At 50.3% G+C, this 24818-nt stretch carries 24 protein-coding genes, 5 tRNA genes and 2 other RNA genes; 8 read left to right on the plus strand and 23 right to left on the minus strand.

All coding sequences use genetic code 11. The features are described from left to right. The 6 genes from modF to gpmA all read left to right on the plus strand — a co-directional run bounded on the left by modF (position 1) and on the right by gpmA (position 6924). The gene (modF, locus tag M975_RS12310; RefSeq protein ID WP_064559804.1) at positions 1 to 1482 is read left to right on the plus strand and encodes a molybdate ABC transporter ATP-binding protein ModF; all 1482 of its coding nucleotides are present in this window, start codon (positions 1 to 3) and stop codon (positions 1480 to 1482) included. A 221-nt stretch (positions 1483 to 1703) separates the two neighbouring features. Continuing rightward, positions 1704 to 2720 carry a UDP-glucose 4-epimerase GalE gene (gene galE, locus M975_RS12315; RefSeq protein ID WP_064559807.1) on the plus strand — a complete coding sequence of 339 codons (1017 nt, stop codon included), beginning with the start codon at positions 1704 to 1706 and terminating at the stop codon, positions 2718 to 2720. A 9-nt stretch (positions 2721 to 2729) separates the two neighbouring features. Continuing rightward, on the plus strand, positions 2730 to 3776 hold the full coding sequence (gene galT / locus M975_RS12320) for a galactose-1-phosphate uridylyltransferase (protein ID WP_064559810.1): 1047 nt from the start codon (positions 2730 to 2732) through the stop codon (positions 3774 to 3776). 3 nt (positions 3777 to 3779) lie between these two features. Further along, the gene (gene galK / locus M975_RS12325; RefSeq protein WP_064559813.1) at positions 3780 to 4928 is read left to right on the plus strand and encodes a galactokinase; all 1149 of its coding nucleotides are present in this window, start codon (positions 3780 to 3782) and stop codon (positions 4926 to 4928) included. After that, positions 4922 to 5962: a galactose-1-epimerase gene (galM, locus tag M975_RS12330; protein WP_064559817.1), complete on the plus strand. Its 1041-nt coding sequence runs from the start codon at positions 4922 to 4924 to the stop codon at positions 5960 to 5962. The genes galK and galM overlap by 7 nt, the downstream gene beginning before the upstream one ends. 209 nt (positions 5963 to 6171) lie before the next feature. Then, on the plus strand, positions 6172 to 6924 hold the full coding sequence (gene gpmA, locus M975_RS12335) for a 2,3-diphosphoglycerate-dependent phosphoglycerate mutase (RefSeq protein ID WP_064559820.1): 753 nt from the start codon (positions 6172 to 6174) through the stop codon (positions 6922 to 6924). Positions 6925 to 6986: 62 nt separating this feature from the next. On the opposite strand, the gene aroG is transcribed toward gpmA, so the two are convergent. Continuing rightward, positions 6987 to 8039: a 3-deoxy-7-phosphoheptulonate synthase AroG gene (gene aroG / locus M975_RS12340; RefSeq protein ID WP_064559823.1), complete on the minus strand. Its 1053-nt coding sequence runs from the start codon at positions 8037 to 8039 to the stop codon at positions 6987 to 6989. A gap of 319 nt (positions 8040 to 8358) precedes the next feature. Here aroG and M975_RS12345 point away from each other — a divergent pair, with 319 nt between their 5' ends. Both M975_RS12345 and zitB read left to right on the plus strand, forming a co-directional pair. Continuing rightward, entirely contained in the window at positions 8359 to 8736 is a 378-nt protein-coding gene (locus M975_RS12345; RefSeq protein WP_064560074.1) for a YbgS-like family protein, read from the plus strand. Positions 8737 to 8857: 121 nt separating this feature from the next. Then, positions 8858 to 9790, plus strand: a complete 933-nt coding sequence (gene zitB, locus M975_RS12350; RefSeq protein ID WP_064559826.1) for a CDF family zinc transporter ZitB — start codon at positions 8858 to 8860, stop codon at positions 9788 to 9790. Here the strand turns inward: zitB and pnuC are convergent, their stop codons facing one another. From pnuC to sucC, 22 genes are all read right to left on the minus strand, one after another. After that, positions 9791 to 10507, minus strand: coding sequence for a nicotinamide riboside transporter PnuC (gene pnuC, locus M975_RS12355; RefSeq protein ID WP_064559829.1), 717 nt, complete (start codon positions 10505 to 10507; stop codon positions 9791 to 9793). Positions 10508 to 10529: 22 nt separating this feature from the next. After that, a complete protein-coding gene (gene nadA / locus M975_RS12360; RefSeq protein ID WP_064559833.1) occupies positions 10530 to 11591 on the minus strand; it encodes a quinolinate synthase NadA in 1062 nt (353 codons plus the stop codon). Positions 11592 to 11779: 188 nt separating this feature from the next. Continuing rightward, a tRNA-Lys gene (locus M975_RS12365) sits at positions 11780 to 11855 on the minus strand. A gap of 3 nt (positions 11856 to 11858) precedes the next feature. Next, positions 11859 to 11934 (minus strand) — tRNA-Val (locus M975_RS12370). Between the two features lie 24 nt (positions 11935 to 11958). After that, positions 11959 to 12084: non-coding RNA, RtT sRNA (locus M975_RS12375), on the minus strand. A 15-nt stretch (positions 12085 to 12099) separates the two neighbouring features. Beyond that, positions 12100 to 12175, minus strand: a tRNA-Lys gene (locus M975_RS12380). Between the two features lie 44 nt (positions 12176 to 12219). Then, positions 12220 to 12295 (minus strand) — tRNA-Lys (locus M975_RS12385). Between the two features lie 44 nt (positions 12296 to 12339). Next, a non-coding RNA gene (locus tag M975_RS12390) (RtT sRNA) lies at positions 12340 to 12465 on the minus strand. A gap of 15 nt (positions 12466 to 12480) precedes the next feature. Then, a tRNA-Lys gene (locus M975_RS12395) sits at positions 12481 to 12556 on the minus strand. A gap of 164 nt (positions 12557 to 12720) precedes the next feature. Then, positions 12721 to 13518: a cell division protein CpoB gene (gene cpoB, locus M975_RS12400; protein ID WP_064559835.1), complete on the minus strand. Its 798-nt coding sequence runs from the start codon at positions 13516 to 13518 to the stop codon at positions 12721 to 12723. 9 nt (positions 13519 to 13527) lie between these two features. Beyond that, positions 13528 to 14049, minus strand: coding sequence for a peptidoglycan-associated lipoprotein Pal (gene pal, locus M975_RS12405; RefSeq protein WP_064559836.1), 522 nt, complete (start codon positions 14047 to 14049; stop codon positions 13528 to 13530). Positions 14050 to 14074: 25 nt separating this feature from the next. Then, complete coding sequence (tolB, locus tag M975_RS12410; protein ID WP_034497136.1) at positions 14075 to 15367, minus strand: Tol-Pal system beta propeller repeat protein TolB; 1293 nt, start codon at positions 15365 to 15367, stop codon at positions 14075 to 14077. Between the two features lie 131 nt (positions 15368 to 15498). Next, on the minus strand, positions 15499 to 16773 hold the full coding sequence (gene tolA / locus M975_RS12415; RefSeq protein WP_064559841.1) for a cell envelope integrity protein TolA: 1275 nt from the start codon (positions 16771 to 16773) through the stop codon (positions 15499 to 15501). A gap of 28 nt (positions 16774 to 16801) precedes the next feature. Continuing rightward, positions 16802 to 17233 carry a colicin uptake protein TolR gene (gene tolR, locus M975_RS12420; RefSeq protein WP_064559844.1) on the minus strand — a complete coding sequence of 144 codons (432 nt, stop codon included), beginning with the start codon at positions 17231 to 17233 and terminating at the stop codon, positions 16802 to 16804. A gap of 10 nt (positions 17234 to 17243) precedes the next feature. Continuing rightward, positions 17244 to 17930: a Tol-Pal system protein TolQ gene (gene tolQ / locus M975_RS12425; protein ID WP_072009447.1), complete on the minus strand. Its 687-nt coding sequence runs from the start codon at positions 17928 to 17930 to the stop codon at positions 17244 to 17246. Next, on the minus strand, positions 17927 to 18331 hold the full coding sequence (gene ybgC / locus M975_RS12430; RefSeq protein ID WP_034458754.1) for a tol-pal system-associated acyl-CoA thioesterase: 405 nt from the start codon (positions 18329 to 18331) through the stop codon (positions 17927 to 17929). Before ybgC ends, tolQ begins: the two co-directional genes overlap by 4 nt. 147 nt (positions 18332 to 18478) lie before the next feature. Next, positions 18479 to 18772: a cyd operon protein YbgE gene (ybgE, locus tag M975_RS12435; RefSeq protein WP_064559849.1), complete on the minus strand. Its 294-nt coding sequence runs from the start codon at positions 18770 to 18772 to the stop codon at positions 18479 to 18481. Next, complete coding sequence (gene cydX / locus M975_RS12440) at positions 18772 to 18885, minus strand: cytochrome bd-I oxidase subunit CydX (protein WP_064544874.1); 114 nt, start codon at positions 18883 to 18885, stop codon at positions 18772 to 18774. The genes ybgE and cydX overlap by 1 nt, the downstream gene beginning before the upstream one ends. Positions 18886 to 18899: 14 nt before the next feature. Beyond that, a complete protein-coding gene (cydB, locus tag M975_RS12445) occupies positions 18900 to 20039 on the minus strand; it encodes a cytochrome d ubiquinol oxidase subunit II (RefSeq protein WP_064559852.1) in 1140 nt (379 codons plus the stop codon). A 15-nt stretch (positions 20040 to 20054) separates the two neighbouring features. Next, positions 20055 to 21623: a cytochrome ubiquinol oxidase subunit I gene (gene cydA, locus M975_RS12450; RefSeq protein WP_034497155.1), complete on the minus strand. Its 1569-nt coding sequence runs from the start codon at positions 21621 to 21623 to the stop codon at positions 20055 to 20057. 1111 nt (positions 21624 to 22734) lie between these two features. Then, on the minus strand, positions 22735 to 23607 hold the full coding sequence (gene sucD / locus M975_RS12455; protein ID WP_034458762.1) for a succinate--CoA ligase subunit alpha: 873 nt from the start codon (positions 23605 to 23607) through the stop codon (positions 22735 to 22737). Continuing rightward, the gene (gene sucC, locus M975_RS12460; RefSeq protein WP_064559856.1) at positions 23607 to 24773 is read right to left on the minus strand and encodes an ADP-forming succinate--CoA ligase subunit beta; all 1167 of its coding nucleotides are present in this window, start codon (positions 24771 to 24773) and stop codon (positions 23607 to 23609) included. Before sucC ends, sucD begins: the two co-directional genes overlap by 1 nt. Positions 24774 to 24818: the final 45 nt, after the last annotated feature.

Here is a 24818-nt window from a genome sequence, read left to right on the forward strand (position 1 = left end):
ATGTCTGTGTTACACATTTCGCAAGGTACTTTTCACCTTAGCGACACCAAAGTTCTGACTCTCAATGATTTAACCATTAACGCCGGTGAAAGCTGGGCGTTTGTGGGGGCGAATGGTAGCGGGAAATCGGCCCTTGCCCGTGCACTGGCCGGTACGCTGGCGCTACAAAAAGGCGAGCGCCAGTGCACGTTTCCACGCATTGCTCACCTCTCTTTTGAACAACTGCAAAAATTAGTCAGCGATGAATGGCAGCGCAATAACACTGACTTATTGAGCCCTGATGAAGACGATACTGGCCGCACAACGGCGGAAATCATTCAGGATGAAATCAAAGATGAAGTCCGCAGCCAGCAGTTGGCAGACCTTTTCGGTATCACACCGTTACTCACACGCCGTTTTAAATATCTTTCGACTGGTGAAACGCGCAAAACCCTGCTGTGCCAGGCGCTGATGCCAAAACCTGATTTGCTTATTCTTGATGAGCCATTTGACGGACTGGATGTGGCATCTCGTGAACAACTGGCCGGTTTATTGGGCGCGCTGAGCATTCAGGGTTATACCCTGGTGCTGGTGCTTAACCGCTTTGATGAAATTCCTGATTTTGTACAGCATGCTGGCGTACTGGCAGATTGTGCGTTGATTGAAGTCGGCGAAAAGCACAAGCTGCTCGAACAGGCGTTAATCGCACAACTTGCCCACAGCGAAAAACTGGCGGGCGTTGCGCTGCCGGAAGCCGACGATCCCAGCGCTCGCCACACTTTGCCTGCGGATGAACCGCGCATTATTCTGCGTGATGGCGTGGTGGAATATAATGACCGCCCTATTCTTCATAAACTCTCCTGGACGGTAAGCCCAGGTGAACACTGGCAAATCGTGGGCCCGAACGGCGCAGGAAAATCGACATTATTAAGTCTGGTGACTGGCGATCATCCTCAAGGGTACAGTAACGATCTGACGCTATTTGGCCGCCGTCGCGGCAGCGGTGAAACCATCTGGGATATCAAGAAGCATATCGGTTACGTCAGCAGTAATTTGCATCTTGATTACCGGGTCAGCACGACTGTGCGAAACGTTATCTTGTCCGGGTATTTTGATTCGATTGGTATTTATCAGGCTGTTTCGGACCGCCAACATAAACTTGCCCGCGAATGGTTGAACATGCTCGGCATGGATAACGCTATCGCTGATGCGCCATTCCATAGTCTGTCATGGGGCCAGCAGCGTCTCGCGTTGATTGCCCGCGCGTTGGTTAAACACCCAACGATATTGATTCTGGATGAACCACTACAAGGGCTCGATCCATTAAACCGTCAGCTAGTGCGTCGTTTCATTGATATTTTGATTGGTGAAGGCGAAACGCAATTACTGTTTGTCTCTCACCATGCCGAAGACGCGCCAGAATGTATCACCAGACGGCTGAGTTTTGTGGCAGATGGCGAGGCTTATCGCTACCAGTTTGACGATTTATCCCCAGCTCTTTAGCACGTCAGCATACGACATGCGCCTGCTATTTAAGACAGGCGCAACTTTCGGATAACCTGCAGCACCGTCATCACACTCATTTGTTTTATAATCATTTTTTTGAATGATAATAGCTATTGAAACATTAGTGTAAGCGATTCCACTAATTTAGCCCATGTCACACTTTTGACATCTCTGGTATGCTATGTTTATTACATACCAGACGCGTAACGGAGCAAAAAATGAGAGTATTGGTAACGGGTGGTAGCGGTTACATTGGCAGTCATACCTGTGTGCAATTACTACAGAATGGTCATGACGTCGTCATCCTGGATAACCTATGCAACAGTAAGCGTAGTGTATTGCCAGTCATTGAGCGCCTTGGGGGCAAACACCCGCTGTTCATTGATGGCGATATTCGTGACGAAGCGCTACTGGCTGAAATTTTCCACGATCACCAGGTTGATGCGGTTATCCATTTTGCCGGGCTGAAAGCCGTTGGTGAATCCGTTAGCAAACCGCTGGAATATTACGACAACAATGTTACCGGCACTTTGCGCTTAATCTCCGCTATGCGCGCCGCGAATGTCACCAATTTCATCTTCAGTTCTTCCGCTACAGTTTATGGCGACCAGCCGCAAATTCCATACGTTGAAAGCTTCCCAACCGGCACGCCTGCAAGCCCATATGGCCGCAGTAAGTTAATGGTTGAACAGATTCTGGCTGACTTGCAAAAAGCCCAGCCGAACTGGAGCGTGGCGCTGCTGCGTTATTTCAACCCGGTTGGCGCACATCCGTCAGGCGATATGGGCGAAGACCCGCAAGGCATTCCCAACAACCTGATGCCTTATATCGCGCAGGTTGCTGTGGGCCGCCGTGATTCACTGGCAGTTTTTGGTAATGATTACCCGACCGAAGACGGAACGGGTGTGCGTGACTACATTCACGTGATGGATCTCGCCGATGGCCACGTTGCCGCAATGCAAACGCTGCAAGGCAAGCCAGGCGTGCATATCTATAACCTCGGTGCAGGCATTGGTAGCAGCGTACTGGACGTGATTAACGCCTTCAGTTCCGCATGCGGTAAGCCGGTCAATTATCACTTCGCCCCGCGTCGTGATGGCGATCTCCCTGCTTATTGGGCTGATGCAAGCAAAGCCGACCAGGAACTTAACTGGCGTGTCAGCCGGACTCTGCAAGAAATGGCAGATGATACCTGGCGCTGGCAGTCTCGCCACCCTCAAGGTTATCCAGACTAAGGAAATGTGATGGAGCAGTTTAACCCGGTGGATCATCCACATCGCCGTTTTAACCCACTGACAGGACAATGGATTCTGGTTTCTCCGCATCGGGCTAAGCGCCCGTGGCAAGGAGCACAGGAAACACCAGCACAGGAAACATTACCGGCGCACGACCCGGATTGCTTCTTGTGTCCTGGCAATACGCGCGTCACTGGCGATAAAAATCCGCAATATACCGGCACGTTTGTTTTTACGAACGATTTTGCCGCGCTAATGACGGATACCCCCGATGCGCCTGAAAGCAGCGATCCGCTTCTTCGTTGTGAAAGCGCACGCGGCACCAGCCGGGTTATCTGTTTTTCACCCGACCACAGTAAAACGCTGCCGCAACTTTCTGTCGCGGCGTTAGAAGAAGTGGTTAAAACCTGGCAAGAACAGACTGCGGATTTGGGTAAAACTTACCCGTGGGTGCAGGTTTTTGAAAATAAAGGCGCAGCAATGGGCTGCTCCAACCCGCATCCACACGGCCAGGTTTGGGCAAATAGCTTCCTGCCAAACGAAGTGGCGCGTGAAGATGTTCTGCAGCGCGAATACTTTGCCGAAACAGGCTCGCCGATGCTGGTCGATTACGCACAGCGCGAGCTTAAAGACGGCAGCCGTACAGTGGTAGAAACCGAACACTGGATTGCCGTAGTGCCTTACTGGGCTGCATGGCCGTTCGAAACGCTGCTGCTGCCAAAAACACATATTCTGCGTATTACCGATCTTAGCGCCGAACAGAGCAGTGATTTGGCGCTGGCATTGAAAAAACTGACCAGCCGTTACGACAACCTTTTCCAGTGCTCATTCCCATATTCCATGGGTTGGCACGGTGCACCGTTTAACGGTGAGGAAAATGGTCACTGGCAGTTACACGCCCATTTCTATCCGCCACTGCTGCGTAGCGCAACAGTGCGTAAATTCATGGTCGGCTATGAAATGCTGGCTGAAACGCAACGTGATTTAACCGCAGAGCAAGCCGCAGAACGCTTGCGTGCCGTATCCGATATTCACTTTCGCCAATCCGGAGAATAAAAAATGAGTCTGAAAGATAAAACCCAACACATCTTTGCCGAACAATTTGGTTATCCGGCGACCCACACAATCCAGGCTCCGGGCCGGGTTAACCTGATTGGCGAGCACACTGATTACAATGATGGCTTTGTTCTGCCGTGCGCTATCGACTACCAGACGGTTATCAGTTGCGCGAAGCGTGATGACCGCATGGTGCGTGTTATCGCAGCCGATTACGATAACCAGACAGATGAGTTTTCGCTCGATAAACCCATCATGAGCCACGACACCCAGCAGTGGTCCAACTATGTTCGCGGTGTGGTTAAACATCTGCAAAAGCGCGATAAAAACTTCGGCGGCGCAGATTTAGTGATTAGCGGTAACGTGCCACAAGGTGCAGGCCTGAGTTCATCGGCATCGCTGGAAGTGGCGGTGGGCACCGTGTTCCAGAAGTTATATCACCTGGCACTTGATGGCTCGCAAATTGCCCTGAATGGCCAGGAAGCAGAGAACCAGTTTGTCGGCTGTAACTGCGGCATTATGGATCAGCTGATTTCGGCATTAGGCAAAAAAGATCATGCGTTGCTGATCGACTGCCGCACGCTCGGCACCAAAGCCGTTTCAATGCCAAAAGGCGTGGCCGTGGTCATCATCAACAGTAACTTCAAACGCACTCTGGTTGGCAGTGAATACAATACTCGTCGCGAGCAATGCGAAACAGGTGCGCGTTTCTTCACTCAGAAAGCGCTGCGCGATGTTGAATTATCCCGCTTTAACACAGTGGCTCATGAACTTGACCCGATTGTCGCAAAACGTGTTCGCCACGTGCTGACTGAAAACATCCGCACCGTTGAAGCCGCAGATGCGCTGGCCAAAGGCGATTTGCAGCGTATGGGAGAACTGATGGCTGAATCTCATGCATCAATGCGCGACGATTTCGAAATCACCGTGCCGCAAATCGACACCTTAGTTGAAATCGTCAAAGCTACTATCGGTGACAAAGGCGGCGTGCGTATGACCGGCGGCGGCTTCGGCGGCTGTATCGTGGCATTGATTCCGGAGGGGTTGGTTCCAGCCGTTCAGCAGGCGGTCGAGAAACAGTACGAAGCTAAAACCGGTATCAAAGAAACCTTCTATGTATGCAAACCTTCGGAGGGCGCAGGCCAATGCTAAAAGAGACACCACAGCTCGCGCCTGACGGGCAACCCTTCCGCATCTCCACCCTGCGCAATAGTGCGGGGATTGTGGTCACCGTGATGGACTGGGGCGCTACGCTGCTGTCATGCCGTGTGCCGATGAAAGATGGAACGGTGCGTGAAACGCTGCTTGGCTGTGAAACGCCGGAAGACTATCTGAATCAGGCCGCTTATCTGGGTGCAACAGTTGGCCGTTACGCTAACCGGATTGCAAACAGCCAGTTTGAACGCGATGGTGTCACCGTAAAAGTAACGGCAAACCAGGGTGCGCATCAGTTGCATGGCGGGCCAGATGGCTTCGACAAACGTCGCTGGCGTATTGTGCGTCAGAACGAAAACGAAGTGCTTTATACCCTTGATTCTCAGGATGGCGATCAAGGCTTCCCTGGCGAATTGCGGGCAACGGCACGTTATGCATTAACCGAAGATAACTGCATTACCGTTGAGTTCCGTGCCAAAACCAGTAAGCCGTGTCCGGTGAACTTGACCAACCACGCCTATTTCAATCTTGATGGTCAACAAAACGATATTCGCCAGCATCGCCTGCAATTGCTGGCAGATAGCTATTTGCCTGTCGACAGCGATGGAATTCCCCAAGCCGGGCTTGCCGATGTTGCGAACACCGGCTTTGATTTCCGCACACCAAAAACGATCGCGGCTGATTTCCTGCGCGATAACGACCAGGTACTGGTGAAAGGCTACGACCACGCCTTCTTGTTGCAGACACAAGGTGATGCCAGCCAACCAGCGGCACATGTCTGGTCGAGCGATAACAAGCTGCAAATGACGGTCTACACGACGGCCCCTGCCCTGCAGTTTTATAGCGGCAATTATCTGGAGGGGACGGCTGCAAGGGAACAAGGTACTTACAGCGCTTATCAAGGCCTGGCGCTGGAAAGTGAGTTCCTGCCAGACAGTCCAAATCACCCGGAATGGCCACAACCCGATTGCTGGTTACAGCCTGAAGATGAGTACCTGAGCATTACAGAATACGAATTCACCCCGCTCTAAATTTCCCGGCCCTCCATCCGGAGGGCAATTCTTCTTCGAATCGCTGGATTTCGCGCCATTTAGCGACAAAAATATAACAACCATTCACATCCACCTTACACTCCACACTCTTTTTCGCTATGTTAAACGTTTGGCATTGCCGCTGGCCCCTTTGCGGCAATATAATGATAATCGTTATCATTAATCGCAGACTTATTAAGGAGTAAACTATGGCTGTTACTAAGCTGGTTCTGGTTCGTCACGGTGAAAGCCAGTGGAACAACGAAAACCGCTTCACCGGTTGGTATGACGTTGATCTGTCTGAGAAAGGTCAAACTGAAGCAAAAGCTGCAGGTAAATTGCTGAAAGATGAAGGCTACTCCTTCGATTTTGCTTACACCTCAGTGCTGAAACGTGCCATCCATACACTGTGGAATATCCTCGATGAACTGGACCAGGCCTGGTTGCCGGTTGAGAAATCCTGGAAGCTGAATGAGCGCCACTACGGTGCACTTCAGGGTCTGAACAAAGCTGAAACCGCAGAAAAATACGGTGATGAGCAAGTTAAGCAATGGCGCCGTGGCTTTGCTATCACGCCTCCAGAACTGACGCGTGATGACGAACGTTTCCCAGGCCATGACCCACGTTATGCAAGCCTGACCGATAAAGAGCTGCCAGTAACAGAAAGCCTGGCGCTGACTATCGATCGCGTTATCCCTTACTGGAATGAAACCATTCTGCCACGCATGAAAAGCGGCGAGCGCGTGATTGTTGCCGCTCACGGTAACTCTCTGCGTGCACTGGTGAAATTCCTCGACAACCTGAGCGAAGACGAAATTCTTGAGCTGAATATCCCAACAGGTGTGCCGTTGGTGTATGAGTTTGACGAGAACTTCAAACCGCTGAAGCGTTACTATCTGGGCAATGCTGATGAAATCGCAGCAAAAGCCGCTGCGGTAGCAAACCAGGGTAAAGCGAAGTAATTCGTTAGATGTGAAAAAGGCGTGGTTTTCACCACGCCTTTTTTATTTGTGTCGCGTAAAACTTAACCGCGGCGTGTTTTAACGGCATCTGCCAGTTGGCGCAGTACAGTTTCAGTATCTTCCCAACCGATACACGCATCAGTGACGCTCTTGCCATAAACCAGCGGCTCGCCACCTTCCAGGTTCTGGTTGCCCTCTACAAGGTGACTTTCAATCATCACACCGGTAATCGCGGCATCGCCACTCGTAATTTGCTGGCAAACATCTGTGCACACTTCCATTTGCTTCTTAAACTGCTTGCTGCTGTTCGCATGGCTAAAGTCGATCATCACTTGAGCAGGCAGGCCCGCTTTTTCCAGATCGGTTTTCACCTGAGCAACATGAGCGGCGCTGTAGTTTGGCTCTTTGCCACCACGCAGGATGATATGACAATCACCATTCCCGCTAGTGTTTACGATGGCTGAATGGCCCCACTTGGTCACAGACAAGAAGCAGTGCGGCGCACCCGCGGCGTTGATCGCATCAATCGCCACTTTCATTGTGCCGTCAGTACCATTTTTGAAACCGACCGGGCATGACAGGCCAGACGCCAGTTCACGGTGCACCTGAGATTCTGTAGTACGTGCACCAATGGCACCCCAGCTCATCAGATCCGCCAGATATTGCGGGGTGATCATATCTAAGAACTCACCTGCCGCAGGCAAACCTGAGTCGTTGATATCTAACAACAGCTTACGGGCAATACGCAGGCCATCGTTGATTTGGTAGCTGCTGTCCATATGCGGGTCGTTAATCAGCCCTTTCCAGCCAACTGTGGTACGCGGTTTTTCAAAATAAACACGCATCACAATTTCCAGCTCACCTTGCAACTCTTCACGCAGTGTTAGCAAGCGCGCGCCGTACTCTTTCGCCGCTTTAACATCGTGAATGGAGCAAGGCCCAATGACAACCAGCAGACGATCGTCATTTCCTTTCAGAATTTTATGAATCGCTTTGCGCGCGCCAGAGACGGTGGCAGCGGCTTTTTCAGTGGCGGGGAATTTCTCGAGCAGCGCTACTGGCGGTAAAAGTTCGTTGATTTCTTTAATGCGTAAGTCGTCGTTCTGATAATTCATGATATTTCCGGGAATGGCCTTGAGTTTTAACCTAGTTGCAATCCCTTCAATCTATCGCTTCAAGCCTGAAGTGTAAACGGGCTTTTACACTTCAGGCAGAATATTCCTGGAAACGGCCTAAAAGGCGTCAAAAAATGGCAAAACTCCCGTTTGCCACTACAATTTTTAATTGTTAACACTAAAAAGTAAGCATTTATCAAAATTGTATTCTGACATGGGTTTAGTTAGTGGCATGTTTAACCGACCAAATCTCCAGAATCAGAATAAGTAAGTGCACTGTTGGAAGAAGTTATCCAGCAATAACGACCAGAACAGGAGCATTAAGATGAAAAAATTAACCGCACTTTTCCTGACAGCAACCCTTTCCGTCGCGAGTAGTCTGGCTATGGCAGCAGACACCAGTGGCGACAATAACGGCCAGGCGAACGCCGCTGCATCAGCAGGACAGGTAGCGCCGGATGCGAATCAGAACCTCGCGCCGAAAGGCGTTGATAATGGCAACATTAACAATGGCGGCACAATGCTTCACCCAAACGGCACCACCAGTAACAGCAGTATGACGGGTGAAGGTATGACGAGTGACGAGATTCATAAGAACTCGATGTGTAAAGACGGTAAATGCCCGGATACCAATAAAAAGGTTGAAACTGGTAGCGGCGATGACGTAAACACGAAAGTGGACGGCACCTCGCAGTAATTGAGAATCGGTTAAACCAGAGGGGAGCTTAGGCTCTCCTTTTTTATGTGTTTTATTCAACAAGTTAATCAGCGTTAGTGGTTATAATTAGCGCATTATCGCTTTCGAATGCAGAGAAACCATGGCACATACACATCAACATTCTTCGGGTGATTCTAACTCCAGACGCCTGTTTTGGGCCTTTGCCGTTACGGCTCTCTTTATGGTGGCTGAGGTTATCGGTGGGGTGATTTCAGGCTCACTTGCCCTACTTGCCGACGCAGGCCATATGCTGACTGACGCAGCTGCTCTGTTGGTTGCTTTACTGGCGGTACAATTTGCCCGTCGCCCACCCAACGCCCGCCACACTTTTGGCTGGCTAAGGCTTACCACTCTTGCGGCATTTGTGAATGCGATTGCTCTGGTGGTAATAACGATTCTGATTGTCTGGGAAGCGATTACTCGTTTTTATCATCCACAACCCATTCAAGGTTGGACGATGCTGATTATTGCCTTCGCCGGACTGTTAGCGAACCTGTTTTCGTTCTGGGTTTTGCATCGCGGGAATGAAGAAAAGAACATTAACGTGCGTGCTGCTGCACTGCACGTGCTGGGGGATTTGTTAGGTTCGGTGGGCGCTATCGCTGCTGCGCTGGTCATTCTATGGACGGGCTGGACACCGATTGACCCGATCCTTTCAATCCTGGTCTCCTGCCTGGTGTTACGCAGTGCGTGGAATTTACTTAAAGAAAGCCTCAATGAATTGCTGGAAGGCGCGCCCCACAGCATTGATATCGCAGTGCTGAAACGCAAGTTAACCAGAACGATTCCCGAGGTGCGTAACGTGCACCATGTGCATATCTGGTTAGTGGGTGAGAAACCTTTAATGACGCTGCATGCTCAGGTGGTGCCACCGCACGATCACGATGCCTTGCTTGCGCGCATCCACCATTTTCTGAAAGAAGAGTATCAAATCGAACATGCCACAGTGCAAATGGAGTACCAGATTTGCCATGGCCTGGATTGTGATTTAAATGAGCATGACCATCACGATCATGCTCATCACCACCACTGATTAAGACAACGCGCGTGAGCCACGTTCACGCGCACTGTTGATCCACATACGGCTACCGTTGAGCGCAATAAATGTCAGGATCAAATATTCGAGTGACATCGCATAAACGCCCTGCAAAGCAAAGACCACAACGCTGATAATGTTGATGATCACCCATAACAGCCAGTTTTCGACGTATTTGCGAGTCATCAGAATCATCGCCACAATCGACAGTACCATCATGCAAGAGTCCCAGAACGGGAATGCATCAGGCTGAAGTTCTGGCATCGTGACATTCAGGCCCAGAGCCTGCATAACAGCGACCGCCGTACGGGTCAGGAATGCGAAGACCGGGTCAATAAAGACGGTCATCAGACCTATAGCCCCTACGCAAACCGAAATCCAAGCCAACGCTTTAGGCAAGGGTAACCAGCGAATATGAAGTGCCGCCCCATTTTCACTGTTCTGCCGCGACCAGGCATACCAACCATAAATATTGGCCGCAAAGAAGAACAGCTGTAGCAACAGGCTCGCATACAGTTGGATTTGAAAGAAAATGATCGCAAATAGCGTGACGTTAATTAAACCGAATGCGTAATTGCTGATCTTTTCCAGACTCGCAAGCCAGATACATAACAACCCGGCGATGGTACCAACCGCTTCAATCCATGATAAATCATACCCGCCCGCCCCGATGGGGATGTGGACCAGAATGTTCTGCGTGCTAAAAAAATCCATATTCGCTCCTGTGATGTATTCCCTACGCGTTACCCTTAATATTGCGTCGTAAATCAGCCGCAAAATCTAACATTCGATTTAAAGGCACCAGCGCGCCTTCACGCAGCGCAGCATCAACATGAATCTCATGTGCCGCCCCGCCCTCTTCCAATCCCTCAGCGATGGCTTTAAGGCCGTTCATCGCCATCCACGGGCAATGAGCGCAGGTGCGACAGGTTGCACCCTCGCCTGCAGTCGGTGCTTCAAACAACTCTTTATCCGGGCACGCCTGCTGCATTTTGTAAAAGATACCGCGGTCTGTGGCCACGATAAGTTGCTTGTTAGGCAATGTCTGAGCCGCTGCAATCAGTTGGCTGGTCGAACCGACAGCATCAGCCAAATCTACCACTGCCTGCGGCGACTCTGGATGGACAAGTACCGCGGCATCAGGGTAAAGCGCCTTCATGCGCGTCAACGCCTGAGTTTTAAACTCGTCATGCACGATACATGCGCCCTGCCAGCACAGCACATCAGCACCGGTTTGCTTTTGTACATAGCTCCCCAGATGGCGATCCGGCGCCCAGATGATCTTCTCGCCAAGACTATCGAGATGTTCAATTAATTCAACGGCAATACTTGAGGTCACAACCCAATCCGCCCGCGCTTTTACCGCTGCGGAAGTATTAGCATAGACCACGACTGTGCGGTCAGGGTGCTGATCGCAGAAAGCGTTAAATGCATCGATTGGACAACCGAGATCCAAAGAACACTCTGCATTAAGTGTTGGCATCAGAATGGTTTTTTCCGGGCTCAGAATTTTTGCGGTTTCGCCCATAAAGCGAACCCCGGCCACCAATAGCGTTGATGCAGGATGGTTAGCTCCGAAGCGGGCCATCTCAAGGGAATCAGAGATACAACCGCCCGTTTCTTCGGCCAGAGCCTGGATTTCAGGGTCGGTGTAGTAATGTGCCACCATCACAGCATTCCGCTCTTTCAGCAGACGCTTGATTTTCTCACGGTAAAATTGCTTTTCATCCGCGCTCAAAGGCTGTGGTTTAGGTGGGAAAGGGTAAATCGCTGTTTCTGGATCGAACATTACGCTCATAGTGCTTTCTCGTTTGCCTGACTTAACCAAATTAGCACTATTCTGATGAAGACTGACCAGAAATGGCTAAGGTTGTTTTGTATGCTAAACAAGATAGCGAATTATGACTGTATTGTCGTGGGGAATTTAATTTCAACTCGGAAGAATTGCAGATAGCAAAAAGGCGCCTTTAGGGCGCCTTTTTACATTGGTGGGGCGTGCAGGATTCGAACCTGCGACCAATTGATTAAAAGTCAACTGCTCTACCAACTGAGCTAACGCCCCGAATGGTGGGTGATGACGGGCTCGAACCGCCGACCCCCTCCGTGTAAAGGAGGTGCTCTACCAACTGAGCTAATCACCCAAACTTCGGTACTGCTTTAAAAATTGGTGGGGCGTGCAGGATGATTCGGCCTTTGGCCTCACCCTTCGGGTTGTTGCTATGCAACGCTGTTTCGCTTTCGCTCAACTCGAACCTGCTGCAGGTTCAAACCCTTCACGACTCACTTACTTCGCACTACTTAAAAATTGGTGGGGCGTGCAGGATTCGAACCTGCGACCAATTGATTAAAAGTCAACTGCTCTACCAACTGAGCTAACGCCCCGCAATGCGGTTTACTACTTATTCAAATACTCACTACAACTAATTTGGTGGGGCGTGCAGGATTCGAACCTGCGACCAATTGATTAAAAGTCAACTGCTCTACCAACTGAGCTAACGCCCCGCAATGCGGTTTACTGCTTCTTCAAATACTTACTACATCGAAATTGGTGGGGCGTGCAGGATGACTCGGCCTTTGGCCTCACCCTCCGGGTCGTTGCTACGCAACGCTGTTTCGCTTTCGCTCAACTCGAACCTGCTGCAGGTTCAAACCCTTCACGATTCACTGACTTCGTACTACATCGAAATTGGTGGGGCGTGCAGGATTCGAACCTGCGACCAATTGATTAAAAGTCAACTGCTCTACCAACTGAGCTAACGCCCCAATTTCGTGTCACTTTCGGTTTGTTTGATATCCCTTGGCAACGGCGGCATATATTACTGATTTAAGATTTTGACGCAACAAGAATTTCGATCAAGATCACCTAATGGCTTGTGTTTTGTTCGGCTTGACCAGAAAAGCAGCGATATCTGGTCAGGCCGCACTCATTACATTGCATTCAGACGTTTTTGCGCCTGCTGTGCACCATCGGTATTTGGGAACTGTTTGATCACTTGTTGATAGACAGCTTTCGCTTTGGCGGTATCGCCTTTGTCTTGCATGATCACACCGACTTTAAACATTGCGTCCGGTGCCTTAGGTGATTTCGGGTAATTTTTCACCACGGAGGCAAAATAAAACGCCGCATCATCCTTTTTCCCTTTGTTGTAATTCAACTGACCCAACCAATAATTTGCATTTGGTTGGTAAGTTGAATCTGGGTACTTCTTAACAAAACTCTGAAATGCAGCAATGGCTTCGTCCTGACGGGACTTATCCTGCACCATGGCAATAGCCGCATTGTAGTCGCTGTTAGCATCACCACCCTGCGCAGGGGCTGCTGCTGCAGGTGTCTGAGCTGCCGCACCGGCATCAGGTGTTGCCGCTGCAGCGGCACCCTGATCGGTACTGCCTGCCGCCTGGCCTGCTGCTGCACCACTACCAAGGCTGTCTATCTGCAAGAGAATCTGCTTCTGACGCTCAACAACCTGATTCAATTGGTATTGGCTTTCCTGAATTTGACCACGCAGGGAATCAATATCATTTTGATTATCAGAGAGTTGTTGTTGGAGTTGGGTTAAAAGTTGACTATGAGCGTTAGAAATACGCTCGAGTTGAGTGACACGGTCTTCGACCGAGCCTGAGCCGACACTACTGATTGGCGCCTGAGCAGTAGCGGCCCAGGGGGCCGCTATGCCAACCAGTAACGACAGACTCAACAAGTGATGTCTGAGGTTACTGTTCATGCAATTCTCTTAGTAAACCAGTACGGCACGACGGTTTTTAGCGTAAGCCGCTTCGTCATGACCCAGTACTGCTGGTTTTTCTTTACCGTAAGAAACGATGGAGATCTGATCTGCAGAAACGCCTTTACCTTGCAGGTACATCTTAACAGCGCTAGCACGACGCTCACCCAGGGAGATGTTGTATTCCGGGGTACCACGTTCGTCCGCATGACCTTCAACAGTCACTTTGTAAGATGGGTTGCTACGCAGGAAGTTAGCGTGCGCGTCCAGCATTGCAGCGAAATCAGAAGAAACATCATACTTGTCCAGACCGAAGTATACGATGTTGTTCTGTTGCAGCTGTTGCATCTGCAGGCGAGCCTGTTCTTCAGATGACACGTTACCATTGCTACCGTTAGCGTCCATACCAGTGCCGGCGCCCAGCATACCTTCGCCGCTCTCGTTGTTGGCGCTCTTGTTAGAACTACACGCAGCGATTGCCATAACAGGCAGTGCCAGCATCAGCCCTTTCAGCACTTTGTTCAGTTGCATTTCTTTGATCCTTTATATTTTATTATCACAGATACGGCGACCAGGCAGGGAATTTAACCTGACCATCGGTTGCCGGAAGACGCGCTTTGAAACGCCCATCTGTTGAGACCAGATTCAGCACAGATCCCATCCCCTGAGAAGAGCTGTAGATTACCATCGTGCCGTTAGGTGCCAGACTTGGCGTTTCATCCAGGAACGTTGACGATAAAGTTTGTACGCCACCCGCTACCAGATCTTGTTTGGCAATGTGTTGCTGCCCACCATTGGAGCTCACCATTACCATAAACTTGCCGTCAGAACTCACATCGGAATCCTGGTTCTGAGAACCTTCCCAGGAGATACGTTGTGGAGCGCCGCCGTTAACATTCACTTTATAAATCTGTGGACGACCAGCCTGGTCGGAGGTGTAAGCCAGGTTCTGGCTATCCGGGAACCAGGTTGGTTCGGTGTTGTTGCTACGTCCATCAGTGACCTGACGAATCTGGCCTGAGCCAATATCCATCACATACAGGTTCAAGCTACCGGTTTTCGACAATGCGAATGCCAGTTTGCTGCCGTCTGGAGAGAAGGTTGGCGCGCCGTTATGACGTGGGAAAGAAGCCACCTGCTGCACCGCGCCATTCGCCAGAGTCTGGATAACCAGCGCTGAACGACCGCTTTCAAACGTTACGTAAGCCAGTTTGCTACCGTCTGGTGACCAGGCTGGTGACATCAATGGCTGCGGAGAACGGTGAACCACAAACTGGTTGTAGCCATCGTAATCGGATACGCGCAGTTCATACGGGAACTGACCGCCATTGGTCTGCACAACGTAAGCAATACGCGTACGGAACGCACCTTTAATACCTGTCAGCTTCTCAAACACTTCGTCGCTGGCGGTATGACCGGCATAACGAAGCCACTGTTTGTTCACTTTGTAGGAGTTCTGTGCCAGCACAGTACCCGGTGCGCCAGAGGTATCAACCAACTGGTAAGCCACGGTATAGCTGCCGTCACCGTTTGGTGTGACCTGGCCTACCACAACAGCATCAATACCCAGAGCAGTCCACGCGGCCGGTTGCACTTCCTGAGCGGAGCCAGGTTGCTGCGGTAAACGTGAGCGATCCAATGGATTGAATTTGCCACTGTTACGTAAGTCAGCAGCAACGATGCCACCAATATCTTCCGGTGCCGCACCTGGGCCAGCCCATTTGAACGGCGCCACACCAATTGGACGTGCTGAGTCCACCCCTTGGGTGATCTCAATACGAACTTCTGCGTGCAGTACTGCTGCCCACAGCATTAAAAAACTTAATGCAACTCGAAATGCCTGCTTCATCATATCTCCCTTATCTGGACCCACAGCCCACGATAATTTAGCAGAATGTTAACAAACTCAAATACACAAAACTACCAAAACTCTGTGACACAGCCTGGTTAGTTTTCCCCACTTTCGCGAGGAAAATTTTACTATGGCTTAAAGTCGATAGGTGCGTTTTTGAAAACTTCATAAACGTCCTGGCTAGGCGGTTTCGGAATCTTCGCCAGTCGTGCCGCCGCAATGGCTGCCTGACAAAGTGCCGGATCGCCACCTTCTGATTTGATATCAAGTAATAGGCCATCAGGAGCCAGTTTTATGCGCAATGTACAGGTCTTACCGCTAAAAGCAGGATCCTGGTAAAACTTACTTTCGATTGCTGCTTTTATCTGTCCTGCGTAACCATTGATCTCGGCACCAGAAGCGCCATTATTTTTAGTATTCCCTTTTCCGGCAGCAGCTGCGCTATTACCTTTCGCCCCAGCACCCGTTTTCGGTGCATTCTTACCTGAGCTCAGGTCGCCAAAGAGATCGTCAACGCCTGCAGCGGCGGCCTTATCGGCAGCAGCTTTATCAGCAGCAGCCTTTTTCTTAGCATCTGCTGCGGCTTTCTTCTCTCCGGCAGCTTTTGCAGCAGCAGCCTTATCGGCAGCCGCTTTTTCAGAAGCCGCTTTTTCTGCCGCAGCAGCTTCAGCAGCTGCTTTTTTCTCAGCATCAGCAGCCTTTTTGGCAGCTTCAGCCGCAGCTTTCTTGGCTGCAGTATCTGCGGCTTTCCTCTCCGCATCTTGCTGAGCTTTCTTGGCAGCAGCAGCGGCCTCAGCAGCCGCTTTTTTCTCTGCGTCAGCGGCTTTTTTAGCCGCTTCTTCAGTCGCTTTCTTTTGTGCATCCGCAGCAGCTTTCTTCGCCGCTTCATCCGCAGCCTTCGCCTGAGCGTCAGCCTGAGATTTTGCCTGAGCATCCGCTTGCGTTTTAGCATCTGCTTTGGCTTTCGCCGCGGCCGCTTCAGCTTGCTTTTGTTGCTCTTGCGCTTCTTTAGCTGCTTCTTGCGCTTGTTTCTGCTGGTCTGCTTGTTGCTTCGCTTGTTCCTGCGCTTCCAGGCGTTCTTTCTCCAGTGCTTTCAGACGCTGTTGTTCAGCAGCCTGTTTTTCCTGAAGTTCTTCAGCCTGTTGTTGCGCTTGTTTCTCGCGTTGCTCCGCCGCACGTTTGCTGCTCGACTGCTGTTGCTGCTGGCGATTGTACTGTTGAACAACTGCACCAGGGTCGACCATGACCGCGTCAATAGCCGAACCCCCACCGCCGCCAGCACTGGCGTCGATGTGCTCGTCAAACGAACTCCAAATCAGGACTGCAATCAAAATGATATGCAGGATCACTGAGACGATTATCGCGCGCTTGAGCTTATCGTTTTCTATGGTTGCCTTTGACACTATCGGTTCCCAAATATCGCGAGATGGATCAGATTGGCTGCGTCATCAGACCGACGGATTTCACACCTGCACTATGCAGCATGTTAAGTGCTTTGATGATTTCCTCATAAGGAACATCTTTAGCACCACCGATCAAAAAGACCGTTTTCGGATTGGCCTGCAAACGACGTTGTGCTTCCGCAACAACCTGTTCAGACGGCAACTGGTCCATACGATCTTTCTCTACCACCACGCTGTACTGCCCTACCCCGGACACTTCAATAATGACCGGCGGTTCATCGTTACTGCTCACCGTCTGCGAATCTGTCGCATCTGGCAAATCAACCTCAACGCTCTGAGTAATGATTGGAGCGGTTGCCATAAAAATAAGCAACAACACCAACAGTACATCCAGCAGAGGTACGATATTAATTTCGGACTTTAATTCCCGACGACCACGCCCACGTCCACGTCTGGCCATGACTTACCCCTTACTGCTTATCGCTGCTGGTAAAAGCCTGACGGTGCAGGATAGCCGTGAACTCTTCCATGAAGTTGTCGTAATTCAATTCCAGTTTGTTCACACGTTGGTTCAGGCGGTTATACGCCATAACCGCAGGGATTGCAGCGAACAGGCCGATTGCAGTTGCAATCAGTGCTTCTGCGATACCTGGCGCAACCATCTGCAATGTCGCTTGTTTCACCGCACCTAGTGCGATAAAGGCGTGCATGATCCCCCAGACCGTACCAAACAGACCAATATATGGACTGATGGAACCCACGGTCCCGAGGAAAGGAATGTGCGTTTCAAGCGTTTCCAGCTCACGGCTCATGGAAATACGCATGGCTCGAGAAGCCCCTTCAACAACTGCTTCAGGTGCGTGTGTGTTAGCACGATGCAGTCGGGCAAACTCTTTAAAGCCTGAATAGAAAATTTGTTCAGAGCCAGCAAGATTGTCACGGCGGCCCTGGCTTTCTTGATAGAGACGGGACAATTCAATGCCCGACCAGAACTTATCTTCAAATGCTTCTGCTTCACGAGTAGCAGCATTGAGGATTCGCGTTCGCTGAATAATGATTGCCCATGATGCAATGGAAAAACCAATCAAAATCAACATGATAAATTTGACCAGAAGGCTTGCCTTCAGGAACAAATCAAGGATATTCATGTCAGTCACTGCTTGAACTCCGCGACAATAGACTTGGGAAGCGCACGAGGCTTCATTAGGTGTGGATCAACACAGACGATCAGGACCTCAGCTTCGTTGAGTACCTGGTTATCGGCATTGACGATTCGCTGTGTAAATACCATAGAGGTACCACGCATCGATGTAATTTCACTTTGGATTTCGAGTAAATCGTCGAGTCGGGCTGGCGCCAGATAATCCACTGTCATTCTGCGGACAACAAAGGCGACGCGCTCTGCCAACAAATCTTGCTGGCTAAAATGGTGATGGCGCAACATTTCAGTGCGTGCTCTTTCATAGAAAGCAACATAACTGGCGTGGTATACCACACCACCGGCGTCAGTGTCTTCGTAATAGACACGAACCGGCCATCGAAACAGCGTTGTACTCACTTTACATCCCGGTAATGCAATTAAACGTTGCTACTATACGCAAGAGGATGGGGGTTGGGAATGGGTAGCATTAAACGTTAGGTAAATATTTATGGGCTTGTTAAAGCCCATAAATTTTATGTGAAATGCGCTGAGGTTAAAGAAGCATCAGAAGAAGAAAATAGCCAGTCCTGCCAGCAGAACTAATTGCGCGGGTAACGGGCTAAAAACGCCCTGCCACAACACTTTACGAGGGCGAAAGCCCACGCCATGAATCACACCTGTACACACTGCCCACATCAGCAGAAAACCGTGCCAGATTGCCAGGTCACTGGTTTTCGCTGCGAAGCGGGTCGGGTCCCAAAACATACACCCGGCCAGTATGAGTGCCATGATCAAGGAAAGAGCCCTTAACGGGCTCTTATCCATTACCGCATACAGCTTTGCGATAATTCCTTCCATCAATGTTCTTCTTTACCAGCTTTAGCAGCTTCTACGTGCTCAAGTGCCAGGGCGGTAATGATGCCGAAAGCACAGGCAAGAAGCGTCCCCAGAATCCATGCAAAGTACCACATAATCAGCTCCTTACTTAGTACAGAGAGTGGGTGTTGCTTTCGATATGTTCTTTAGTGATTCGACCGAACATTTTCCAGTAACACCAGATGGTGTAGATGAGAACGATCGGCACGAACACCGCAGCAACAAAGGTCATCACATTCAGCGTCAGCTGGCTGGATGTTGCATCCCACATGGTCAGGCTAGCGTTCAGCATGGTGCTGGAAGGCATCACGAACGGGAACATCGCCACACCAGCAGTCAGAATGACACAAGCCAGAGTCAGTGAAGAGAACACGAATGCCATTGCACCTTTTTCAAGACGCGACATCAGCACAGTCAGCAGTGGCAGAACCACACCTAACGCAGGGATGAGCCACAGAATCGGCATATTATTGAAGTTCACCATCCAGGCACCGGCCTGACGAGCGACTTCTTTAGTCAACGGATTCGATGCTGCATGGTGGTTCAGCTCTGAAGTCACAACGTAACCATCAATGCCGTAAATCACCCAGACACCGGCCAGTGCGAAGCACACCATCATCACCAGCGCCGAGATTTGCGCCGCCGCTTTGGCGCGCAGATGCAGTTCACCCACAGTACGCATTTGCAAGTAAGTGGCACCCTGAGCAAGGATCATGGATACGCTCACGACACCAGCCAACAGCCCAAACGGGTTCAGCAGCTGGAAGAAGTTGCCGGTGTAGTACAGACGCAGATATTCATCAACATGGAACGGTACGCCCTGCAGCAGGTTGCCGAATGCCACACCGATAACCAACGGTGGCACAAAGCTCCCGATGAAGATGCCCCAGTCCCACATGTTGCGCCAGCGCATGTCTTCAATCTTCGAGCGGTAGTCAAAACCTACCGGACGGAAGAACAATGAAGCCAGCACCAGAATCATCGCCACATAGAAGCCGGAGAACGCCGCAGCATAAACCATCGGCCAGGCAGCAAACAACGCACCACCAGCAGTGATAAGCCATACCTGGTTACCGTCCCAGTGCGGGGCGATGGAGTTCACCATAATGCGGCGTTCAACGTCAGATTTGCCAATGATGCGAGACAACATGCCCACACCCATGTCAAAGCCGTCGGTGACCGCAAAACCAATCAGCAAAATGCCAACCAGCAGCCACCAGATAAAACGCAATACTTCATAATCGATCATTTGACGACTCCTGTCTTAGCGTGCCGGCTGAGAAGCCACATTGGACTGCTCAAAGTGATAGCGACCTGTTTTCAGACTGCTCGGCCCAAGGCGAGCAAATTTGAACATCAGGAACAGTTCCGCCACCATAAACAGCGTGTAAAGGCCGCAAATCAGTACCATGGAGAAGATCAGATCACCCACAGTCAGCGAGGAGTTGGCAACCGCAGTTGGCAATACCTCACCAACGGCCCATGGCTGACGACCGTATTCGGCAACAAACCAACCGGATTCAATCGCAATCCACGGCAGCGGGATACCATAGAGCGCCGCACGCAACAGCCATTTTTTCGAGCCGATGGCATTACGCGTCACGGTCCAGAACGAAGCGGCGATGATGAACAGCATCAGGAAGCCACAGCCCACCATGATACGGAATGCAAAGTACAGCGGAGCAACGCGTGGGATTGAGTCTTTGGTTGCTTTCTGAATCTGCTCTTCCGTCGCATCAGCAACGTTCGGGGTATAGCGCTTCAGCAGCAGGCCATAACCCAAGTCTTTCTTGACGGACTCAAAGTTATCGCGAACTGCCTGGTCTTTTGAACCAGCACGTAACTGTTCCAGCAGGCTATAAGCCTTCATGCCGTTACGAATACGTTCTTCGTGTTGCACCATCAGGTCTTTCAGACCAATAACTTGCTTATCCACAGAGCGGGTGGCGATGATGCCAAGCGCATATGGGATTTGAATCGCATAGCTATTTTCTTGTTTATCCTGGTCAGGAATACCAAACAGGGTAAAGGCAGCAGGAGCAGGTTGTGTCTCCCACTCAGCTTCAATAGCAGCCAGTTTGGTTTTCTGTACGTCACCCATTTCGTAACCGGATTCATCACCCAGCACGATGACAGACAGGATAGCCGCCATACCGAAGCTTGCAGCGATTGCAAAAGAGCGCTTCGCAAATGCGACGTCACGGCCTTTAAGCAGGTAGTAGGAGCTAACACCGAGGATGAACATCGCACCACATACGTAGCCAGAAGCCACGGTGTGAACGAATTTCACCTGTGCAACGGGGTTCAGTACCAGTTCAGAGAAGCTCACCATCTCCATACGCATGGTTTCGAAGTTGAAGTCGGAAGCAATCGGGTTCTGCATCCAGCCGTTCGCCACCAGAATCCACAGAGCAGAAAGGTTGGAGCCAAGAGCCACCAGCCAGGTTACCGCCATGTGTTGAACTTTACCCAGGCGATCCCAACCGAAGAAGAACAGACCTACAAAGGTGGATTCAAGGAAGAATGCCATCAGGCCTTCGATGGCCAGAGGAGCACCAAAAATATCACCCACGTAGTGTGAATAGTAAGACCAGTTTGTGCCGAACTGGAATTCCATGGTTAAACCAGTTGCCACGCCCAAAGCAAAGTTGATACCAAACAACTTGCCCCAGAACTTGGTCATATCTTTATAAATTTGCTTACCTGACAGAACGTACACGGTTTCCATAATGGCCAACAAAAACGCCATACCCAGCGTCAGTGGCACAAACAGAAAGTGGTACATCGCGGTCAAGGCAAACTGTAAGCGCGACAGTTCGACAATATCAAACATCTTGACTCCTTGCTCTTCGCATAAAGACTCCGACCGTGGTTCGCCGTATGGAAAACCACAACGCATGCCCTAATACAAAAACATTCGCTTCCAAACTCCACCTTTTCGTCGGTTATTTACATGTAACGAAAAAAGATGAAAGGTTACAAACACGTTAATAAAAACCAAAAATAATCCGCAAATATATTACCCTGCAATTTCCCTACAATAAACAGGTAATTGCTTAGTGTTATTTACGTTTCTCGACAGTGATCAATTTATAGCGAAAATGTCGCTTCACAGCCAGTTTGATCTGCAACAATTTACGCTGCATTGCCTACTACTTGCCAGCTTTAGATATTGATCCAGCGCAATTAATTCACCGTTTGTTAATTTAGTTTCTCATTACAATTAATGGTGAACCGATTGTTAATCATATGTTTTGCAAATGACAATAACGTTAATGCAAGAATGATATCTATAATTAAAAGTTATTTATTTGAAGCGGGGTTAAAAAATAAAAATCCAGCTATCAGTACCGCTTTGTTTTAATCACCATGCGGTATTTTATTGTTTCTGATCCTTCCCCTTGATGTAATTAACAATTAATTCACTTTTAACAACAATGAAATTAACAAATCATTGCTTTTGATGTGCTTAGTCACTGTGCGAGTTATTTAAAAAAACAAAATGGCCATGCAAGTGCATGACTTCTTAAGCTCTATCACGCCTGTCAATTCATCTTGAACGGCGTTTCTTCGAGTGGGTCATGCCCGACAGACAAAGGCGCTATTCAACCAACTCCCCTGCCCTTTCTGATTGTTGTTGAAGTGGATTTTTATCCACGGCTATCTCCAGTCAGACCCTGAACAGCCGTCTACCCCCTCACCGTATTGCTGTTCTGCCGGATGGTAGATACCGTTTTCAGCTCGTCACCATCCTGGGCCTTTTTAAGGCGACTGAGCATACATCTGGCCGAAGGCTTCGTAAGCAGGCTAAATGTGCCATGTAATGCCGTCAGAAGCGCCCGGTAAACACCAGATAAAAAAAAGGCCACCCAAACGGGCGGCCAACCATGTCGAACATTCATCCCCTTCACATATGCTTAGGGAACTTACTCTTATCTCGCGGCTTACTGAGGTAAAATAGCTTTCAATGCATCACCGATGTCTGCCAGGCTGCGCACGGTTTTCACGCCTGCGGCTTCCAGTGCTGCGAATTTCTCATCCGCGGTACCTTTACCACCGGCAATGATTGCACCTGCGTGACCCATACGTTTGCCTTTCGGCGCAGTCACACCTGCGATGTAACCCACTACTGGCTTGGTGACATGCTCTTTGATGTAAGCTGCGGCTTCTTCTTCAGCACTGCCGCCGATCTCACCGATCATCACGATAGCTTCAGTTTTCGGATCTTCCTGGAACATCTTCAGAATATCGATGAAGTTAGAACCCGGGATTGGGTCACCGCCGATACCTACGCAAGTAGACTGGCCCAAACCGATATCAGTGGTCTGTTTAACCGCTTCATAGGTCAGCGTACCAGAGCGGGAAACGATACCCACTTTGCCTGGCAGGTGAATGTGGCCTGGCATGATACCGATTTTGCACTCGCCCGGGGTGATAACGCCTGGGCAGTTTGGCCCAATCATGCGCACGCCAGCTTCGTCCAGTTTCACTTTCACAGTCAGCATATCCAGGGTCGGGATGCCTTCGGTGATGGTGATAATCAGTTTAATGCCTGCATCGATAGCTTCCAGAATGGAGTCTTTGCAGAACGGGGCCGGAACGTAGATAACAGATGCAGTCGCACCGGTTGCTTCTACGGCTTCACGCACAGTGTTAAATACTGGCAGGCCGAGGTGCTCAGTGCCGCCTTTGCCTGGCGTCACACCGCCAACCATTTGTGTACCGTATGCAATCGCCTGCTCGGAGTGGAAAGTCCCCTGGCTGCCGGTGAAACCCTGGCAAATAACCTTGGTATTTTTATCGATCAAAATGGACATTATTTCCCCTCCACTGCAGCAACAACCTGCTGCGCTGCGTCCGTCAGACTTTTCGCTGCAATAATATTCAGGCCACTATCTGCCAGTTTCTTCGCACCCAGTTCAGCGTTGTTACCTTCCAGACGTACAACCACTGGAACGTTAACACCCACTTCGGCAACCGCACCGATGATACCGTCTGCGATCAGGTCGCAACGCACGATACCGCCGAAGATGTTCACCAGAACCGCTTTCACTTTGTCGTCAGACAGAATGATTTTGAATGCTTCTGTTACGCGTTCTTTGGTTGCGCCGCCGCCAACGTCCAGGAAGTTCGCTGGTTCGCCGCCGTGCAGTTTAACGATGTCCATGGTGCCCATTGCCAGGCCCGCACCGTTAACCATGCAACCGATATTGCCATCAAGGGCAACGTAGTTCAGTTCCCACTGTGCAGCCTGAGATTCACGCGCATCTTCCTGGCTTGGGTCACGCATTTCGCGCAACTCTGGTTGACGGAACAGTGCGTTGCCGTCAGCACCCAGTTTGCCATCAAGGCACACCAGGTCGCCCTGCTTAGTGATCACCAGCGGGTTGATTTCGATAAGCGCCAGATCGCGATCAAGGAAGATCTTCGCCAGACCCATGAAGATCTTGGTGAACTGCTGAACCTGTTTACCTTCCAGACCCAGTTTGAATGCCAGTTCACGGCCCTGGTAAGGCATTGGGCCTGCCAGCGGATCCAGTGCAACTTTGTGGATCAGATGCGGGGTTTCTTCCGCAACTTTCTCAATTTCAACGCCACCTTCGGTAGACGCCATAAACACAACGCGACGGGAGCTACGATCAACCACCGCGCCAAGATACAGTTCTTTATCAATGTCAGTCGCAGCTTCAACCAGAATCTGGTGAACCGGTTGGCCATTTGCGTCTGTCTGATAGGTGACCAGGCGTTTGCCCAGCCAGTGTTCAGCAAAAGCACGGATGTCTTCTTTGCTGTTAACCACTTTCACGCCGCCCGCTTTACCGCGGCCACCAGCATGAACCTGACATTTTACCACCCACGGACCTGCACCAATTTTTGATGCCGCTTCTTCCGCTTCACGCGGTGTATTACAGGCGTAACCGACTGGAGCCGGCAGGCCATATCGAGCAAACAACTGTTTCGCCTGATACTCGTGTAAGTTCATGAGTTCTATCCATCCTTCAGGGTAATCGTTATAAACCTGTAGGCC

Source organism: Buttiauxella brennerae ATCC 51605 (genome assembly GCF_001654925.1).
Lineage (GTDB): Bacteria > Pseudomonadota > Gammaproteobacteria > Enterobacterales > Enterobacteriaceae > Buttiauxella > Buttiauxella brennerae.